Origin of the sequence: Actinopolymorpha sp. B11F2, assembly GCF_040195635.1 — a bacterium.
Taxonomy (GTDB): Bacteria; Actinomycetota; Actinomycetes; order Propionibacteriales; family Actinopolymorphaceae; genus Thermasporomyces.
The window spans coordinates 515,499-532,765 of sequence record NZ_JBEFTX010000002.1; the positions used below are offsets into that span (position 1 = coordinate 515,499).

The following is a 17,267-nucleotide window of genomic DNA, read 5'->3' on the forward strand; positions in this document are numbered from 1 at the left end:
CGATTCGGAATGGAGGAAGCGCTGTGCCTGGTCTTGAAGTTCGCAACCTCGTCCGGCGACTCGGCGACCATCTCGCGGTCGACGACCTGTCGTTCAGCGTTGCCGAAGGGGAGTTCCTCGTCCTGCTGGGGCCGTCGGGCTGCGGCAAGACCACGACGCTGCGCATCATCTGCGGTCTGGAGCAGCCGGACTCGGGGGAGGTGCTCATCGACGACCGGCCGGTGACGTCGCTGCCGTCGCGGGACCGCAACCTCGGCATGGTCTTCCAGGAGTACGGCCTCTATCCGAGCATGGACGTGTTCGGGAACATGGCGTACGGCCTGCAGGCGCGCGGTGGGGTCGGCCGCAAGGAGATCGAGGAACGCGTCCGGGCCGCGGCCGAGAAGCTCGACCTCACGCCACTGTTGAAGTCTCCGATCACCGATCTGTCCGGTGGCGAGCAGCAGCGAGTCGCCCTCGGCCGGGCGATGGTCAAGGACGCGGATGCGTACCTTTTCGACGAACCGTTGTCGAACCTCGACCCCAAGCTGCGGTACCGCCTGCGCCGCGACATCATGGCGCTGCACCGGGAGAAGGGTAAGCCGAGCGTCTACGTCACCCACGACCAGAGCGAGGCGTTCGCGATGGGTGATGTGGTCGCGGTGGTCGCCAACGGCAAGGTGCAACAGGCCGGTCCGCCGGGCGAGCTGGTCGAACGCCCCGCCAACACGTTCGTCGCCGGCTTCGTCGGCACTCCGCCGATGAACCTGCTCGACGCCCGGCTCCAAAACTCCGATGGTTCCTACGTCGCGGTGGCCGACGACGCCAGCCTGGCGCTGCCCGACAGTTGGCGTCCCGCCCTCGCTCGCTACGGCAAGGAAAAGGTGACGGTCGGCATCCGCCCGGAGGCATTCGTACTCGGACCGGAGAACGGCGCCGGCACTCTCGAGGGCGAGGTGACCGACGTCGAGCCGCTCATCGGCGAGACGGTCGTCCGACTGATGACCCGGGAGAAGAAGCCGCTGGCGGTCGTTTTCCGTGCGGGTGAGGAAGGTGACCTCGGTCCCGGTGATCCGGTACGGGTGGGCGTGGCTGCCGACGGGATGCGGCTCTTCGACGCAGACAGCGCGCAGGCCCTGGTCCCATGAGAACGGCATCGCAGACCTGGCGAAGCGACGACGCCGAACAGGCGTTGCGCGAGCTGCGCGGCGGGTTCGACACCCTCGCGCAGCTCCTGGCCGTGACTCTCGGCCCGGCGCAGGGTGTCGTGCTGAGCGAAGTCGGCCGCGGCTCGGCGGAGAGCCTGGTCGACTCGGCCACGATCGCGCGGCGGATCACCGCGTTGCCAGGTCGCCGCCGCAGCGCGGGCGCCGCGCTCGTCCGCGAGATGGTACGCCGGGTCGGTGGGGGATACGGCGACGGCGGTGCCACGGCGACGGTCCTTGCCCGGTCGATCCTCAGGCATGCCACGCGGGTGGTGGCGGCGGGCGCCAACCCGGTTCTGGTCCGGCGCGGTATCCAGGTCGGTGTCGCCGCCGCGTGCGACGCGCTCAAGGACCAGGCCGCTCCGGTGGCTTCCCTCGACAGGACGCCGGCGTCGGGTCTCGTCGGCCTCGCCGCTGCGGTGACCGGGGACGCCGAGTTGGCCGCGGTCGTGGGGGAGATGCTCGACGTACTCGGGGTCGACGGCGCCGTCCAGATCGAAGAGCACGAGCCGATGACCCTGTCGTATGACTTCATCGACGGCGCACGTTGGCGCGGCAGGCCGGCGGATCCGGACCTGCTGTCTGGGGCGAGTACCGAGCTGACGCTGGTCGATCCGGTCGTGGTGGTCGCCGACGTGGAGCTGAACACAGTCGAGCAGGTGCGTCCGATACTCGAAGCGACGCTGGGCGTCCCCGGTCGCCCGCCGGTGCTCGTGGTCGCGCGCGAGGTGTCCGACGCTGCGCTGGCGATGTTCGGGTTCAACGACCTTCGGGGCACGTTGGTGAGCGCACCTGTCGTGGTCACGACGTCGAAGACGCACCTGTCCGACGACCTGGCCGACATCGCGCTGCTGACCGGCGCGGAAGTGTTGGCGAGCGAGCTGGGTCGGCCGCCGGAGTCGTTCAAACCGGCGTGGTTCGGCCGGCTCCGCCGCGCTGTCGTGCAGAAGGGGTACGTCACGATCCAGGGCGGCGACGGTGACGCGGACGCGATCGCCGAGCGGGCGGCCCGGCTGCGTACCCGCGCGTGGGAGCTCGAGCAGACCACGCAGGCCAAGGAACGCAGCACCCGTGAACGTCTGTGGCTACGACAGGCCCGGCTCTCCGGTCGGGTGGGTGCGCTCCGCGTCGGCGCGGCGACAAGCCAACAGATCGAAGGCCGCAAGGACAATGCCAGAAAGGCCGTACGCCTGTTGCACTCAGCCCTCCGCGACGGCGACGTACCAGGTGGCGGTGTGGCGTTCCTGGACTGCATCCCGCGGGTACGCGCCCACCGGGTCGACTGCGCGACCTCCGACGAGATGCTCGGCATCGACGCCGTGTGTACCGGTCTCGAAGCGCCGTTCCTGCAGATCGTCCACAATGGTGGCCGGCTCGAGCCGAGGGTGGCGTTGAGCAAGGCGCTGGAGCTGGGCCCGGGCCATGGCGTCGACGTGCTGAGGAACACCTTCGTCGACATGCGTTCGGCGGGCATCTGCGATGTCGCCGGTGTCCTGTCGGTCGCGCTGGAGGCCGGGGGCGAGACGGCAGCGCTGCTTGTCTCCGCCGAGGTGGTGTCGGGCCGTGGCTGAGCGATCCCCGTGGCGGCAGCTGCCCGACATCGAGCTGGCCACGCCGGTGCTCGCCCTCGCGGCGGACGGCGATCGGCTGTGGATCGGTGGTGTCGGCGGGCTGGCGCGCCTCGACGGCGGCCCGGGTCCCTGCTCTGGCGGAGACCTGGGCCCCCGCGCAGATCTCCCTGCCGATGCCGCTCCCGGGATCGCGACGGCACTCACCTCGGTCGCGGCCATCTGCCGTAGCGGCAGTTGGCTGGTGGCCGGCGGCGCCGAGGGCATCGTCCGCCACCGCGGCGGCGAAGCCGAACTGGCCAACGTGCAGGGGTCCGGCGCTCCCGTCGCGGCACTCGTCGCGATCCCGCCCGTCGCGGAAGCCGAGCGGGAGGAGGACACGGGGTTCCTGCTCGCCGGCACCCTCGGCGACGGTGTGCTCCGCAGCCTGGATCGGGGCCGTTCGTGGGCCCCGGCAACTTTCGGGCTCGACGACCACGAGGTGAGCACGCTCTGCGTCGGTCCGGGCGGGACCGTGCTGGCGGGGACGGCGGACGGCATCTTCACGGCGACGATGAGTGTGAAGGCGTGGCGCCGATCCGCGGGAACGCAGGGGGTGGCCGTCGCGGCGATCGCGTACGCGGACGTCACCGGCACTCCTGGAGGCGTCCTCGCCGCGGCGAGCGAGTCGGGGCACATCTTCACCTCCCGCGACGGCGGGCGTACCTGGGCACCCGGCGGATCGGTCGACGGTCAGGTCACGGCGATGGTTGCCCTCGACGACGGAACCCTGTTGGTGGGCACCACCGACGCCGGGCTATGGCGTTCGGCCGATGCCGGAGCGACCTGGGCCGCCGCCGACGGCGGCGGGTCCGCGCGGACCGTCCTCTGCCTGGCGGTGCACAACGGGGCGGTGTACGCGGGGACCGTCGGTGGCCTGGTCACGAGCGCCGACGCCGGCGCCACGTGGCGCCCCGCTCACGCCGCACCTACCCACGACCTCGACCGGTTGCTCCTGGTGAACGGACGCCCGGCGGTCGGTGGCGCACGGTCGGGTGTGGTGCGACCGGAAGCCTCCGCCGGAGAGGGCACTACCTGGTCCGCTCTGGCTGACACCCCCTTCCCGCTGACGGCACTCGCGGTCGCGCCTGACGGCGCCCTGGTCGCGTCGGGGCCGGCGGGGCTCTGCCGGAACGCGGGAGGCGACGCCGCCTGGACCGCCGTCGTCGCGGGCGAGGACGGTCATGCGGGAGTCCTGTCGTTCCGGCCAGACGGGTTCGGGCTGGCGGCACCCGCCCGGCACGGCAACCACCTGCTGCGTACGACCGACAACGGTGTGAGCTGGCAGTCGGTCCCGGCGCCGTTCGGAGTCCTCCCGCTCGTCGTCCTGCAGGTCACCGCTGGCACGGTCCTCGCGGCGACCCGCGACCCGCGGATGGGCGCGATCCAGCTCTGGGCTTCGACGGACGAGGGCGTTTCATGGGCGCGGGAAGTACGGGCGGAGACACCGTGGCCGTTCGTCCGATCCGTCGCCGACCCGCCGCTCGTGAGCCTCGGTCGCACGCTGTGCGCGCGGGACCAGCACGGCCACTGGTCCACATGGGCCGCGCTCGACGAGGGGATCCGGGCCGTGGCAGGTGGTCGTGAGGGCCTGGCGGTCCTCACCCGTACCGCGATCTGGTCGGTGGCCGCCACCGGTGAGGTCGGTGTCCGGTGGGACGACGGGTTACCTGTGGCCGATGTCCTCGACATCGCCCTCTCGCGGGGCCGGCTCCACGCCCTGCTCACCGGAGGCCGGGTGTGGTGGCGCGACGTGAAGCTCGGCGCGCGACCGGTGGATGAGCACGACGAGCCAGGTGCCACCTGGCCCGAACTCCTCGACCACACGTCCACGAAGCGGTGAGAAACCCCGGAGGTTCCTACCCCATGACGTTCCACGACGGCATCACCAGTCGGTCGCTGCTCAAGGGCATGGCTGGGGGCGGTGTGGTCGCAGTGGCCGGCGGTGCTCTGGCGTCCTGTACCCGGGACGGTGGTGGATCGGGCGGTGCCGACATCGTGCTGACGACGGGCAACCGTCCGTACGGGCCGATGCCCACGGCGGCGGAGCAGAAGGCCAACCCGACGCTCAAGGCGTACGCCGAGGCGCTTTCGGCCTGGAGCAAGAAGAACCCTGGCATCACGATCAAGCGCCTCGACTATCGCGCGGACCTGATCAAGGAGCAGGGGCTGAAGGAGCCCACGCCCGACTGGACCTGGGGCGACGTACGCGAGCTGGCCAGGGGGCTCACCACGGACAAACGCAAGGGAATCGGGCTGCAGAGCTGGGGTCTCGGCATGCGCATGGCGGCCGACGGTATGGGGATGTTCACCGAGATCCCGGCGCCGGAGACCAGCTGGAACTGGAGGTGGGACTACACCACGAACGCCGACACGTGGGCCCCGCTCGTCGAGGGTGTCCGCGGAATGATCTTCGAGGACAAGTCCGTGCTGGCCGACGTCACGTTGAACGACCCCGACATCTGGAACGCCTTCATCGGCGGCACGGCCGCGATGCACAACAACTCGATGGTCTTCTTCACCAACAGTCCTGACGAGGACACGACCAACGTGGTCATGGAGAAGCGGTTCGACAAGCCACTGGAGGAGCTCGTCGGCTGGATGACGCAGCCCATCGGCACCAACGGCCGGATCGGCACCACTCAAGGTCAGACGGACCTGTTGAGTTATTCGCCCGACCTCGACGAAGACGCGCTCGACGCCGCGGTCAACCTGCACACGTACATGTCCGGTGACGGTTACATCCTGCAGAAGAAGGCGATTTTCGACCAGACGAAAGACCCGCGCCGGATCTACGACTGGGCCAACGTCACACCGATCTTCGCGGGCATCGTCGAGGCGCTGCCCAGCTCTCCGGACGAAGCGAGGGGAACGAAGTTCATGGATGCCGTACGCCATGCCACCCAGATTCCCCTTGTTCCACAGACGTCGTTGTACTTCCCGGCCGAAGAAAACTCCGGACCCACCACCACGGCGTACGACGACGCAACGCAGAAGTGGTATTCCGAGGCCAAGGTCGACATCCGGGCTGACCTCAGAAACCTCGAGCAGACCCGCAACAAGCAGGCTGCGGATTTCACGTCCAGTGCCGCCGACGAGGAGTTCGTCGCGGCCGCGCAGAAGTACTACGGGGATCACGCGACGTACTGGGAGAAGAACGCTCCTGGGTTCTACCAGAACGTCTTCAAGGGTTGGTACGACCAGACCGTCGCTCCCGCGCTGGGCTGAGGTGTCGTACCGACACGGCTTGTTCGAAAGGCCTTATCTCGTAGGACTGGCCTCGTCTCGGAGGAACAAAGGGAGGGCTCGATCATCATGGGACTTTTGGGAAAGACCGTCTCGGCGGGTCAAGCGATGGGTGGTGTGTCGTCGCGTCGCGCTGTCTTGAAGGCGATGGCAGCAGGTGGAGTGGTGGCCTTCGGTGGCGGGGCGCTCGCCTCGTGTTCGAAGGGCGGCGGCAGCGGCGCCGGCGAAGCCGTCGACGTCACCCTGACCACGCATGACGGCTGGCCGTTCGGCGTCATGCCCACCGCGAAGGAACAGAAGGACAACCCCGGCCTGAAGGCATACGCAGGCGTCCTGCGGAAATGGCTGAAGGACAATCCCGGCGTCAAGATCAAGAACTCCGCACTCGACGTCTGGAACCAGGAGGCACTCACGACGGCGATCACCGGTGGCACCGCGCCGTCGGCGTTCCCTGGTGACGTGATCGGCGGATGGAACCGCGCGAACGTCCGCTCGCAGATGATTCAGGGTCTGGTTGCCGAGGTCACCGACTACATCGAGCAGTACAAGGTCCAGGAGAAGCTCGAGGACTACGCCACACCGATCTGGGAGAAGTGGGCGATCGACGGGAAGTTCTACGCCGCCCCGTGGATCTACAACGTGGGGCCGGGCCTGCACTACCGGATCGACCTGATCCGCGAGAAGGGGCTCAAGGAGCCGACGCCCGAGTGGACCTGGGACGACGTCCGCGAGCTCGCCATGGGTCTCACGGAGGGAAAGCGCAAGGGCATCGTCCTGCAGCGATGGGGGCTCGACCTGGGCCTGAACGCCGACGGGATGGACTTCCACAGCACCATTCCGGCGCCGCAGAACGGGTGGAACTGGAAGTGGGACTACAGCGCGAACGCAGATTCCTGGGTCCCGCTCATCGAACGCCTGCGCGCGATGATCTTCGAGGACAAATCCGTCCTCGCCGACGTGAGTCTCGCCGACGGCGACACCCTTTCGGCGTTCGTCCGCGGTGACGCCGCCATGCACAACAACACGGTTGTCTACTTCACCGCTACGGGCGAGACGGCACCGGCGAACCTGGCGAAGAAGCTGGACAAGCCGATCGGTGAGGTGCAGGGCTGGATGACGCAACCGGTGGGCACCAACGGCAGAAGCAACGGCACCCAGGGCCAGGTCGACCTGGTGGGATTCTCGCCCGACCTCGAGGACGACGCACTCGACAAGGCGATGAGCCTGCTGGTCTATCGCCAGCAGGCCGGCTGGATCGCGGAGAAGAACGCCGTCTACGAGGCCACCAAGGACCCCATGCAGATCTACTCCTGGGCCGACTTCATGCCGCTGTACAAGGGGAACCTCGATGCGGTGCCGAGTTCGCCCGAGGAGGCGTGGGGTGAGACGTTCATGAACGAGGTGCGAAGGGCCGGCCAGACACCGATCGCGCCCAACGAGGCGTTCTACTTCCCGCCGGAGCCGAACCCCGCTCCCACCAATACCGCGCGGGAGGACGTGACGTCGCGGTGGACCAGCGAGCGCAGCAACGTCGATCCGCGGGCCGATCTGCAGAAGCTGGACAACACCCGGAACCAGCAGGCACAGAGCTTCTCCTCGGGCGTGGCCGATGAGGAGTTCATCAAGGCCGCAAGCGGCTATTTCGAGGCGCATGCCAGCTACTGGCAGGAGAATGCACCGGACTACTACGAGAACGTGTTCAAGGACTGGTACGAAGGCACCGTGCTTCCGGCGTTGAAGGGGTGAACGTTCGCCTATGAGTAGTCAGCAGCCGACGGTCGGCGCGGGTGACCGCGCCGACCAGGGGGCCGACCAGGGGGCCGACCAGGGGGCCGACCGGCCTGCCGAGGCGGAACGGTCCGGAGACGGCGCCGGCCCGCCGTTGGGGTCACCCGACATCGCGACCGCCGCGCCGACGTCGCACAGGCTGAGCCGTCGGCGCCGGCTCGAGGGAGGACTCTTCGTCGCGCCGGCGTTTCTCTTCCAACTCTCGTGGGGTTGGTATCCGCTGCTGATGGCGTTCGTGATCAGCCTGACCAACGCCCGCTTCCGGGGCCCGATCGAGTTCACCGGGCTGGAGAGCTACCTCCGGATGTGGAACGACCCCCTGGTGGGTCAGGCGTTCAAGGTCACGGCGATCTATGCCGCGTTGAGCCTCGCGCTGACGTTCATGATCCCGATCGTGGTCGCGATCCTGCTGATGGAGATGCCGAAGCGGCACATTCGCTGGATGATGCTGCTGTGGTTCCTGCCGTTGTCGGGCATCGCGAGCACGTTGCTGTTCCGCTACATGTTCAATGCGCAGTACGGCCTCTTCCAGTTCATCGCGACCGAGTGGCTTGGCCTCCCTCCGCAGCCGTTCCTCAACTCCAGTGACCAGGTGCTGTTCTGGCTGGTGTTCCCGGGAATCCTGTTCTTCGGTCCGGGGCTGATCTACATGGCGACGTTGCAGGGAATTCCGGCGTCGTACTACGAGGCGGCCGAAATCGAAGGTGCAGGTTTCTGGCGCAAGGTCTGGACGATTTCGCTGCCTCGGCTGCGCCCGGTCATCTCGATGCTGTTGATCTTCGCCGTCATCGGGTCGTCGCAGGTGTTCGAGTTTCCGTTGATCATGACCAACGGCGGGCCCGGCGGCGCGAGCCGCACGGTCGTCATGTATCTCTACGACCTGCTACGCAGCCTGCGCTATGCGGATGCGACGGCACTCGGCGTGTTCCTGTTCGTCGTGACGATGGCACTGGTGATCATCCAGCGCCGGTTCTTCCGCGAAGATCCCGACACGTAAAGGAGGGGAGACCAAGCGATGCTGTTCCCACGAGTGGGGCGGAAGCAGCCGGTCATCCGGATCGCATGGTGGCTGGTCGTCGCGTTCTTGTGCCTCGGTATCACCCTGCACCTGTTCCCCTTCTACTTCATGCTGATCACGTCGTTCAAGTCCGGTGAGGAGGTCCTGCAGTTCCCGCCGACGTGGTTCCCGCAGGACGCCACCCTCGCCGGCTGGCGGCTGGTCGTGAGCCTGGTCCAGGGCTCCAACACGGCGGCGGAGTCGCTGATGGACGGCCCGTTCTGGCTGTTCTTCCTCAACTCCGTGCAGATCACGTTCTGGACGTTGATCCTCGGCATCCCGATCACGTCCCTTGCGGCGTACGCCAACAGCAAGCTCCAGAAGGGACCACTGGCCAGGTGGTCGTTCCTGTTCTTCATCGGCACGCTGATGATGCCGGCGGCGTTGACGCTGATTCCCAACTTCCTGCTGACCCGGAACTTCCCGTTCGCCTTGCCGGACGTGCCGACCATTCCCGGGACGGACCTGGAGTTCCCGAGCGTGCGCATCTGGGACACGCACTGGGCGGTGATCCTGCCCATCGTGTTCCAGGCGTTCAACTTCCTGCTCTTCAAGGGGTTCTTCGACACGATCCCGGACTCGGTCATCCAGGCGGCACGGGTCGACGGCGGTTCGGAGTTCAACATCTTCCGCCGGATCGTGCTGCCGATGAGTGTGCCCGTCTACGCCGTCGCGATCTGGGGTGCGTTCAGTGGGGCGTGGGATCAGTTCCTCTGGCCACTGATCGTGTTGCAGACGCCGGAGAAGATGCCGGCCTCGGTCGAGATCTACCTGCTCTTACAACGATTTACCCAGGCGGGCGCCACCAATGCCGAACAGGCGTCCGCCCAGGCCCAGCAGATGCAGGAGATCCTGTCCGCGGGCATGTCGTGGAACGGCCTGATGGTGCTGGGCATCCTGCAGTCGCTGCCGGTGTTCATCGCGTTCATCGTCTGCCGCGAGTACCTGCTCAAGGGTATTCGCCTGCGTGGCCTGAAGTGAGGTGAGGTACTCGTGGCGAGAATCGAAGTCGACCAGGCGGTCAAGCGGTATGCCGCCGAGCGGATCGTCGACCTGGAGTCGTCGAAGCAGCGTCCGGCGCTGAACGGTGTCAGTCTCCAGGTCGCCGACGGTGAGACCGTCAGCGTGGTCGGCTCGTCCGGGTGCGGCAAGTCCACCCTGCTCAAGGTGGTGGCGGGCCTGGAGCATCCGGACGCGGGAAGGGTGCTCTACAACGGCTCTGACGTCACCCAGGTACGTCCGCAGGAACGCGGCGTGGGCATGGTGTTCCAGGACTACGCCCTCTACCCGTCGATGAAGGGGCAAGGCAACCTTGCCTACTACTTCGAGGTACGCCACAAGACCGAGGAGGAGAAGGAGCAGCGGCTGCGGGAGACCGCCGAGCGAATGGGCATCGGGTTCGAGCACCTGCTCGGCCGGGTGCCCACCACGCTCTCCGGCGGCGAGCAGCAGCGGGTCGCGATCGCGCGCTGTATCGTGCGTGAGCCGCAGCTGTTCCTCATGGACGAGCCGATCTCGAACCTCGACGCGAAGCTGCGGGAACAGACGAGGATCGAGATCCGGCGCCTGCTGAAGAAGTTCGCGATCACCACTCTCTACGTCACCCACGACCAGCAGGAAGCGATCTTCATGGGTGACCGGATCGCGGTGATGCGCGACGGGGACATCGAGCAGATCGGTACCTTCGACGACCTCTACTACACGCCGGCCAACCTGTTCGTCGCGACGTTCATCGGCTCGCCGCCGATGGCGGTGCTCCCGGCGTACGTCGACGGTGGCGAGGTGACGGTCGGGGGCGGTGCGGCAGCCCGGTGGCAGCTGCCGTTCGAGTTGGCTCAGCAGATCCCGGTCGGGGCGCTCAGGATCGGCGTACGCGCCGAAGGGTGGCTGTTGGACACGCCCGACGGCGCGCGGATGCCGGTGCGGCATCTGGAGCGGATTCCCACCGAGCGGGCCAGCTTCGTCTACGGCAACCTCGACGGTGCCAATGTGGCCGTGACGGCGCCGGTGGACTACCCGGACACGGCGGAGGTACGCATCACCCCGGACTGGGAGCGGGCGTACTTCTTCGCCGCCGACAGCGAGGAACCTGTGCACCTGCCCGGCGTACTCGAACTCTTCTAGGGGGCGTCTCCGTCATGGGTTGCCCGAAGAACTGGCGAGGAGTGAAGCAGTGAACGCGATCGCGGTCGAGGACCTGGTGAAGCAGTTCGACGAGAAGCGTGCCGTCGACCAGGTGAGTTTCGGGATCACCGAGGGCGAGTTGCTGGTTCTCGTCGGGCCGTCCGGGTGTGGCAAGACGACGACTCTCCGGCTGCTCGCCGGGCTCGAGCCGGCGACTGGCGGCGAGATCAGGTTCGGCGACAAGGTGGTCAACGAGATCCGGCCGAAGGATCGCAACGTCGCGATGGTGTTCCAGGACTACGCGATCTTCCCGCACATGACGGTGTTCGAGAACATCGCCTACGGCCTGCGGTCGCGCCGGACACCACGCCGTACGGTGCGTGAACGGGTGCCGGAGGCGGCGAAGACGTTCCGGATCGAGCACCTGCTGGAACGCAAGCCCCGACAGCTCTCCGGAGGTGAGCGCCAGCGGGTCGCGCTGTCCCGGGCGATGGTGCGGCATGCGTCGCTGTATCTCTACGACGAGCCGCTGTCCAATCTCGACGCCCAGCTTCGCTACCAGGCACGCGAGGACATCCTCACCCTCCACCGGGAGAAGCGGAAGCCGACCGTCTACGTTACCCACGACCAGGCCGAGGCGATGGCACTCGGCGACCGGATCGCGGTGATGAACGCCGGCAAGATCCAGCAGATCGGCACCGGGCCGGAGCTCTACGACACGCCGCACAACCTGTTCGTGGCGTACTTCATCGGCACTCCGAGCATCAACCTCTTCGAGCTGGAGTTGGAGGCGGCGCCCGACCGGGACAACGGCATCGTCGCCACCGGTGGCGGTGTCGCGTTGAACCTCCATCCGGACATGACCGAACGGATGCGCCGGCACCTCGGCAGGAAGGTGAAGGTCGGCGTTCGTCCCGAACACCTGCACGTGCCCAGGATGGCGCCGTTCGAGGTCACCGACGACAACACGTTGCGTGGGATCGTCAACCTCGTCGAGCCCACCGCCGCGGGAAGCACGGTCTACCTCAGCACCGCGGAGCAGACCGACTTCGTGGCGACCTTCAAGGTGCGGCTGCCGACCAGCTATCTCGACCAGGAAGTTCCGCTCGGCGTGGACATGAGCAAGGTCCACATCTTCGACGCCGAGAGCGGAGAATCGCTGTCTGGCAAGGCATGAGGGGTCATCGAATGGGCGCCGGCGATGCCGTTTCTGGATGACACGGGTCCGCGCGACGAGCGGCGGGGTCCGATCTGGGCGGCGTTCGCCACCGTCTCGTCGCAGGTCGAACGCCTGGTTGCCGCCAATCTCGGTTGGGCGCTGCAACTGGTGCCCGGCCTGCTGGCGTTGGCGTTTCCGCAACTGCCCGGCTGGTTGCGGATCGTCTTCGCGCTCTACTCCGCGACGGCACTGCCGCCGGCCACTGCCGTGCTCTTCGGGATCGCGGCCGAGGCCTGCCGGGGCCAGCACGTCGACCTGGGACTCGCCGGCGAACTGCTTCGTGAGTACGCCGTACGGAGCGCGCGCACGTTGGCCCCGCTCTACGGCACGTTCGGGATCCTGATCTGGGTGGCGGTGCTCGCCGATGCCCGGGATCTCGCTCCGGTCGTCGTGGTGCTCACGCTGGTCACGCTGCTGTGGTCGGTGTGTGCGACGTACTGGGGTCCGCTGTTCGTCGCGAAGCCCGACCTGTCCATGGTGGCGCTGGCCCGGGAGTCGGTGCGCCTCACCCGGCACCGTCCGGAGGGGACACTGGCGACGTGGGCGATGGTCGGCGTGTCGTGGATCGTCGGTGCCGTGTCGATCGGCGGACTCGTCCTCATCGTGCCGATGTTCGTCGCGACCCTGCAGACCCACCGTTACCGCGAGGCCGCCGGAGTGGCGCCCCGCCGGGCCGGATGAGGGCCGTCGAAGGGGATGGCGATCAGGACTGTCGGTAGCCGCACCTAGTATCCGGTCATGCGTTCGAACTCGCCGTCGGCATAGTGCGAACGGCGGCTTCCCGAGCACGTGCTCAGGTGGCGGCCGCTATGAGTCGGCGGGCAAGGACGTGGAGGGGCTGGCAGGCCAGTGTTCCGACGGGGAGGAGCCCCTGCCATGCGTCATCTCGACCAAGCCCGGGAATACCTGATGTGGTACGAAGCCCATCGCGAACGCTGGGTCGCCGTGCCGGTGAATCGTGAAGGCGGTGTCATCATCGACAGCGAGTACGACCTGGTCGTCGTCCTCGACCTCTGACCCGGGTCCCCGACCCTGCCTGCCCGCGCGCCGCCGCTCCATGGTCCCGGCGTCGCGGCAGGCAGGCGTGGGAGGCTGCGAGTCGACGGCCTCGGCGAACCGGTGGACCCGTCCTCTAAGGAGTGTCCGCAGTGACGACGCGGAGGTAGCCGGGGGCGGACTGTCGGGTGCGCAGGCGGATCGGCAGCACCACATGGTGCATGTCGCGGTAGGGCTCACCGCTCGACATCCGCGTGTGCAGCAGCCGTGCGGCCCGTTCGCCCATCTCCCGCGACGGTAACGCCGCCGCCACCGCGGTGAGCGGGAAGATGTCGAACGGTCCGGCATCGTCCATGCCGGCGAGGTCGATGTCGCCGGGCACGTCATGCCCGAGGGCGACCAGATCCTCGACGGCCTGCGCGAGCGCGAATCCGTTGCCACACAGCAGCACGGTCGGCGGATCCGGGCTGTCCAGGAGCGACGCCACCAGCCCGTCCTCGGTCGGATGGGTGGGGCGTACGTATCTGCGCAGCACGGTGAGCTCGGGTCTCGTCGGGACCTGGTGGTCGCGCAGCGCCTTGAGGTGTCCGGCCAGCCGGTCCCGCACGCTGGTGCAGTCGGTCTCGTCGCACAGCAGCGCGATCCGTTCGTGGCCGAGCTGGATGAGTTTCCTCGTCACCTCGTACCCCACGGCCAGGTTGTCCGCGACGACGGCATCGGTCGCGACGTCAGTGCGGTAGCGGTCGACGGTGACGAGCGGGATGTCCTGCTGCCGGGCCTCCGCGAAGAGGGCGGGGTCGGCCCCTCGCTCGGCGGGATAGAGCACGATGCCGCTCACATCGGCGGCGATCGCGCTGCGGATCGCCTGCGTCTCGCGTTCGCCGGAGTTCTCCGTGTGGGTCAGGAACATCCGGTAACCCAGCTCGTTGCAGGTGGCTTCGAGACCGCCAAGCAGCTGGGTCACGTGAGTGCCGTCGACGTACTGCAGGATGCACGCCACGGTCTTCTGCCGACGCCCGCCTCCCAAGCTGCCCGCGCCCCTCGGGTCTGAGTCGGCGACCGTGTCGGAAGCCGCGTCGGTCCCCATGCCTTCGGCAGGGCCGGGGATCACGGAGTCAGCCCTCATGGATGCCGGCGGCCGGTCAGCCACGAAGGTGCCGCTGCCCTGGCGGCGGACGAGCAGACCGTCTCCGACGAGGGCGTTGAGCGCACGCACAGCGGTGGTCGTGCTGACACCGAAACGCTCGCAGACCTCCCGTTCGGTGAGGAAACGACTACCCGGTGTGTAGGCGTTGTTGCTCAGATTCTCGGCCAGCGCCTGCGTGACCTGTTCGTACAGCGGGATCCGCCCCGCCCCACGTTCCACGGTCATCGATGCCGCATTCTCGCGTGTCCGTTCCGATTTGCCATGTTGACCTTCCGACAGTGGACAGGGATCGGGCCAGCCGCGGCCGACCTCGTTGACATGTTGACACATGAATTTTAGGTTTCGGGCGTCGCTCAGGTTGCCAACGATGCCCACACCGAGAAGAGGGTCCGCTCATGGTCAGCCGTCGTCAATTCCTCTCCGGCGCCGCCGTTCTCGCCACCGTGACCGTCGCCGGCTGTGCAGGCAAGGACGACGGTGCCGGGGGAGGGGACGGGGCCGTCAGCTTCACCTACCTCAGACCGACCTGGGGCCCCGCGACTTATACCAAGGACGGGCCGTTCGAGAAGGCGTTGGAGAAGCAGGGCAAGGCCGACATCGATGTGCAGATCATTCCGGTCATCGACTACGACACGAAGGTCAACACCATCCTCGCCTCGGGCGACATTCCCGATGTCATCTGGGGATCGGGCCCGAGTTCGGCGACGTGGAAGGAAGCGCAGGACGAAGGTGCCTTCCTCCCGATCGACGACTACCTCGAGCAGTATCCCGCCCTGCGTGAGGCCGTGCCGGAGAGCATCTGGGAGATCCTCAAAGACGAGAACGGCGACACTTACTTCATTCCCAACCTGATCTGGCCGCAGGTGCCGTTCTTCCTCTGCTATCGCGAGGATCTGTTCGAGAAGGCGGGCATCGAGCCGCCCACCACCGTGGACGAGTTCGCCCCGACCGTCGCGAAGGTCAAGTCGGCATTCCCCGAACAGGTGCCGTTCACCATGGGGTACGAATGGAGCGCGAAGGAGATCGCCACGTCGTTCGGTGTGAGCATGTTCAGCTGGGAGCCGTCGCCGGCCGACCCGGACCTGCTCATCCCGTGGTACATGAAAGAGCCGGAAGTCGACATGTACTTCTGGTTCCAGGATCTGCACAAGCGCGGTCTGCTCGATCCCGACTACGGCGTCAACAAGGAACCCAACTTCGCCGACGACAAGTTCAAGGCCGGCAAGTCGGTCATGGTGATCTCGCACTGGTCATCGATCCCGGACGCGACGACCCAGCTCAGGACGATCGACAAGTACGCCAAGGTCGGTGTCGTCTCGCCGCTGGGTGAGCTCGGTGGGAACCGTCTCGTCTTCCCGGTCGACCGCGGCTTCTACGTATCCGGGACGATGGAGGATCCCGACGGCTTCTTCCGGTTCCTCAACTGGACGCTCACCGACGGCTCCGAGCTCCGCCGCTGGGGAATCAGGGACAAGACGTTCACCGTCAGCGAAGATGGCAAGGAGCCGATCCCCGACAACGAACGCGAGAAGGCGTTCCAGGGGCCGCAGTTGGAGCCCATGGGCTTTCTCGGTCCGTTCAGCGAGAAGCTCGACTGGGACATCACCAAGCTGGCCTTCGAGGCCGCCAAGATCCCTGACCGCTTCGACTACGTCAAGGGGAAGTTCGACGAGTACTGCGCCCAGGAGTACCCGGACTATCGCGACCCGACGGTCAGGTCGGCGGTGGAGGACAAGAAGGGCACCCAGCTCTACGAGGACTACCTGCAGAAGGTCGCCCAGTCCACGATCATCAACCACGACGTGAGCCGTGACGACTGGCGCAAGGCCGTGGACAAGTGGCGGGCAGCTGGCGGTGATCAGATCATCGACGAGATCAACACCGCGCAGAAGGACAAGTCCAAGCCTTCCTACATTCCCCGATGACGTCGACGATCCGCTCGCCGGCGGGGGCGAGGGTGGCGACCGGACCGCGGCCCCGCGGCGGGCGGCTCCAGCGCAAGGCGACCGAGGTCTGGCGCTACCGCTGGATCTACGCCCTCATTCTGCCGACAGTCCTCTACTTCGTGATCTTCGCGTACCTGCCGATGATCGGGTTGCAGATCGCGTTCAAGGACTACAAGGTCTTCCGCGGTATGTGGGAGAGCCCGTGGGTGGGCCTCGAGCACTTCCAGGCGATGTTCTCCTCGGAGAAGTTTCCCCAGCTCATCAAGAACACCCTGCTGATCAGTTTCTACCGCATCGTATTCGGCTTTCCGGTACCGATCATCTTCGCCCTGCTGCTGAACGAAGTACGCCGGATGTGGTTCAAGCGCGGCGTGCAGACAGTGACGTACTTCCCGCACTTTCTTTCCTGGGTGGTCTTCGCCGGGATCGTCATCAACATCCTCGGGCCCACCGGACTGTTGAACACGTTGATCATCGAATCCGGTGGGGATCGGGTCAACTTCATGACCAACCCCGACACGTTTCGGTCCGTCGTCGTCATCACCGGCATCATGAAGGAGTTCGGCTGGGGCGCGATCATCTATCTCGCCGCACTCTCCGGAATCGACGCCCAGCTGTACGAAGCGGCCCGCGTCGACGGTGCCGGCAAGCTACGACAGATCTGGCATGTGACGCTGCCCGGCCTGCGACCGGTGATGGCAGTGCTTCTCGTGCTGTCACTCGGCAGCCTGCTCGACGCGGGCTTCGACCAGATCTTCCAGTTGCAGAACGCCGCGGTCCTCGAGGTCGGCGACATCATCGACACCTACGTCTACCGGGTCGGGCTGCTCGAGGCGCAGTTCGAACTGGCCACCGCCGTGGGGCTCTTCAAGGGTGTGGTCGGGCTGGTAATGATCGTCACGGCCAACCATGTCCTGCGCCGACTTGGACAGCGGTCCATCTGGTGAGCGAGC

14 protein-coding genes are annotated in these 17,267 nt (G+C 66.9%); 13 read left to right on the plus strand and 1 reads right to left on the minus strand.

From position 1 onward, the window contains the following. Window positions 1–23: 23 nt before the first annotated feature. The 11 genes from ABN034_RS06235 (at window position 24) to ABN034_RS06285 (ending at window position 13,242) form a co-directional block, all read left to right on the plus strand. Entirely contained in the window at window positions 24–1,127 is a 1,104-nt protein-coding gene (locus tag ABN034_RS06235; RefSeq protein WP_349690009.1) for an ABC transporter ATP-binding protein, read from the plus strand. Next, window positions 1,124–2,755: a TCP-1/cpn60 chaperonin family protein gene (locus ABN034_RS06240; protein ID WP_349690010.1), complete on the plus strand. Its 1,632-nt coding sequence runs from the start codon at window positions 1,124–1,126 to the stop codon at window positions 2,753–2,755. The genes ABN034_RS06235 and ABN034_RS06240 overlap by 4 nt, the downstream gene beginning before the upstream one ends. Then, window positions 2,748–4,634 carry a beta propeller repeat protein gene (locus tag ABN034_RS06245; RefSeq protein WP_349690011.1) on the plus strand — a complete coding sequence of 629 codons (1,887 nt, stop codon included), beginning with the start codon at window positions 2,748–2,750 and terminating at the stop codon, window positions 4,632–4,634. The genes ABN034_RS06240 and ABN034_RS06245 overlap by 8 nt, the downstream gene beginning before the upstream one ends. Window positions 4,635–4,657: 23 nt before the next feature. Beyond that, entirely contained in the window at window positions 4,658–6,019 is a 1,362-nt protein-coding gene (locus ABN034_RS06250; protein WP_349690012.1) for a type 2 periplasmic-binding domain-containing protein, read from the plus strand. A 165-nt stretch (window positions 6,020–6,184) separates the two neighbouring features. After that, complete coding sequence (locus ABN034_RS06255; RefSeq protein WP_349690013.1) at window positions 6,185–7,783, plus strand: ABC transporter substrate-binding protein; 1,599 nt, start codon at window positions 6,185–6,187, stop codon at window positions 7,781–7,783. Window positions 7,784–7,793: 10 nt separating this feature from the next. Next, the gene (locus ABN034_RS06260; protein ID WP_349690014.1) at window positions 7,794–8,822 is read left to right on the plus strand and encodes a carbohydrate ABC transporter permease; all 1,029 of its coding nucleotides are present in this window, start codon (window positions 7,794–7,796) and stop codon (window positions 8,820–8,822) included. 18 nt (window positions 8,823–8,840) lie between these two features. Next, the gene (locus ABN034_RS06265) at window positions 8,841–9,863 is read left to right on the plus strand and encodes a carbohydrate ABC transporter permease (RefSeq protein ID WP_349690015.1); all 1,023 of its coding nucleotides are present in this window, start codon (window positions 8,841–8,843) and stop codon (window positions 9,861–9,863) included. A gap of 12 nt (window positions 9,864–9,875) precedes the next feature. After that, complete coding sequence (locus ABN034_RS06270; protein ID WP_349690016.1) at window positions 9,876–11,006, plus strand: ABC transporter ATP-binding protein; 1,131 nt, start codon at window positions 9,876–9,878, stop codon at window positions 11,004–11,006. Between the two features lie 49 nt (window positions 11,007–11,055). Further along, window positions 11,056–12,183: an ABC transporter ATP-binding protein gene (locus ABN034_RS06275; protein ID WP_349690017.1), complete on the plus strand. Its 1,128-nt coding sequence runs from the start codon at window positions 11,056–11,058 to the stop codon at window positions 12,181–12,183. 24 nt (window positions 12,184–12,207) lie between these two features. Beyond that, window positions 12,208–12,906: a hypothetical protein gene (locus tag ABN034_RS06280; protein WP_349690018.1), complete on the plus strand. Its 699-nt coding sequence runs from the start codon at window positions 12,208–12,210 to the stop codon at window positions 12,904–12,906. 195 nt (window positions 12,907–13,101) lie between these two features. After that, window positions 13,102–13,242, plus strand: coding sequence for a hypothetical protein (locus ABN034_RS06285; RefSeq protein WP_349329779.1), 141 nt, complete (start codon window positions 13,102–13,104; stop codon window positions 13,240–13,242). 115 nt (window positions 13,243–13,357) lie between these two features. Here ABN034_RS06285 and ABN034_RS06290 read toward each other — a convergent pair whose 3' ends face one another. Continuing rightward, window positions 13,358–14,593 carry a GntR family transcriptional regulator gene (locus ABN034_RS06290; protein WP_349690019.1) on the minus strand — a complete coding sequence of 412 codons (1,236 nt, stop codon included), beginning with the start codon at window positions 14,591–14,593 and terminating at the stop codon, window positions 13,358–13,360. Between the two features lie 170 nt (window positions 14,594–14,763). Here ABN034_RS06290 and ABN034_RS06295 point away from each other — a divergent pair, with 170 nt between their 5' ends. Together ABN034_RS06295 and ABN034_RS06300 are read left to right on the plus strand one after the other, a co-directional pair. Continuing rightward, complete coding sequence (locus ABN034_RS06295; protein ID WP_349690020.1) at window positions 14,764–16,293, plus strand: substrate-binding domain-containing protein; 1,530 nt, start codon at window positions 14,764–14,766, stop codon at window positions 16,291–16,293. Further along, on the plus strand, window positions 16,290–17,261 hold the full coding sequence (locus tag ABN034_RS06300) for an ABC transporter permease (protein ID WP_349690021.1): 972 nt from the start codon (window positions 16,290–16,292) through the stop codon (window positions 17,259–17,261). Before ABN034_RS06295 ends, ABN034_RS06300 begins: the two co-directional genes overlap by 4 nt. The last annotated feature ends 6 nt before the right edge of the window (window positions 17,262–17,267 follow it).

Coding starts and splice junctions, on each gene's coding strand:
- ABN034_RS06285 (WP_349329779.1), top strand. CDS start 13,102: ATGCGTCATCTCGACCAAGCCCGGGAATACCTGATGTGGTACGAAGCC.
- ABN034_RS06240 (WP_349690010.1), top strand. CDS start 1,124: ATGAGAACGGCATCGCAGACCTGGCGAAGCGACGACGCCGAACAGGCG.
- ABN034_RS06265 (WP_349690015.1), top strand. CDS start 8,841: ATGCTGTTCCCACGAGTGGGGCGGAAGCAGCCGGTCATCCGGATCGCA.
- ABN034_RS06290 (WP_349690019.1), bottom strand. CDS start 14,593: ATGACCGTGGAACGTGGGGCGGGGCGGATCCCGCTGTACGAACAGGTC.
- ABN034_RS06300 (WP_349690021.1), top strand. CDS start 16,290: ATGACGTCGACGATCCGCTCGCCGGCGGGGGCGAGGGTGGCGACCGGA.
- ABN034_RS06295 (WP_349690020.1), top strand. CDS start 14,764: ATGGTCAGCCGTCGTCAATTCCTCTCCGGCGCCGCCGTTCTCGCCACC.
- ABN034_RS06255 (WP_349690013.1), top strand. CDS start 6,185: ATGGCAGCAGGTGGAGTGGTGGCCTTCGGTGGCGGGGCGCTCGCCTCG.
- ABN034_RS06280 (WP_349690018.1), top strand. CDS start 12,208: ATGCCGTTTCTGGATGACACGGGTCCGCGCGACGAGCGGCGGGGTCCG.
- ABN034_RS06260 (WP_349690014.1), top strand. CDS start 7,794: ATGAGTAGTCAGCAGCCGACGGTCGGCGCGGGTGACCGCGCCGACCAG.
- ABN034_RS06250 (WP_349690012.1), top strand. CDS start 4,658: ATGACGTTCCACGACGGCATCACCAGTCGGTCGCTGCTCAAGGGCATG.